The 1,125-nt window shown below is 57.2% G+C and carries 1 rRNA gene; it reads right to left on the reverse strand.

The features are described from left to right. A 23S ribosomal RNA gene (locus B124_RS37030) occupies positions 1 to 1,125 on the reverse strand; the annotation flags it as partial.

Genomic DNA, 1,125 nt, shown 5'->3' on the forward strand with positions numbered 1-1,125 from the left:
GCAGGGGGCTTCACGGGCTTAGCATCACCTGATTCGATGTCTGGCGCTTCACAGCGGGTACCGGAATATCAACCGGTTATCCATCGACTACGCCTGTCGGCCTCGCCTTAGGCCCCGACTTACCCTGGGCAGATCAACTTGACCCAGGAACCCTTAGTCAATCGGCGCACACGTTTCCCACGTGTGTATCGCTACTCATGCCTGCATTCTCACTCGCGAACCGTCCACACCTCCCTTACAGGGATGCTTCACCCGGCACACGACGCTCCCCTACCCAACAGCACACCCGTTAGGACTATCTGTGCTGCTGACACGACTTCGGCGGTACGCTTGAGCCCCGCTACATTGTCGGCGCGGAATCACTTGACCAGTGAGCTATTACGCACTCTTTCAAGGATGGCTGCTTCTAAGCCAACCTCCTGGTTGTCTCTGCGACTCCACATCCTTTCCCACTTAGCATACGCTTAGGGGCCTTAGTCGATGCTCTGGGCTGTTTCCCTCTCGACCACGGAGCTTATCCCCCGCAGTCTCACTGCCGCGCTCAACTTACCGGCATTCGGAGTTTGGCTAAGGTCAGTAACCCGGTAAGGCCCATCGCCTATCCAGTAGCTCTACCTCCGGCAAGCAACACACGACGCTGCACCTAAATGCATTTCGGGGAGAACCAGCTATCACGGAGTTTGATTGGCCTTTCACCCCTAACCACAGGTCATCCCCCAGGTTTTCAACCCTGGTGGGTTCGGGCCTCCACGACCTCTTACAGCCGCTTCACCCTGCCCATGGCTAGATCACCCCGCTTCGGGTCTAGAGCGTGCAACTCAACGCCCAGCTAGGACTCGCTTTCGCTACGGCTACCCCACACGGGTTAACCTCGCTACACACCGCTAACTCGCAGGCTCATTCTTCAAAAGGCACGCAGTCACGACACACAGCAACAAGTTGCTGCATGCGACGCTCCCACGGCTTGTAGGCACACGGTTTCAGGTACTCTTTCACTCCGCTCCCGCGGTACTTTTCACCATTCCCTCACGGTACTATCCGCTATCGGTCACCAGGGAATATTTAGGCTTAGCGGGTGGTCCCGCCAGATTCACACAGGATTTCTCGGGCCCCGTGCTACTTGGG

The sequence above is a fragment of the Streptomyces sp. CNP082 genome, from assembly GCF_059570535.1.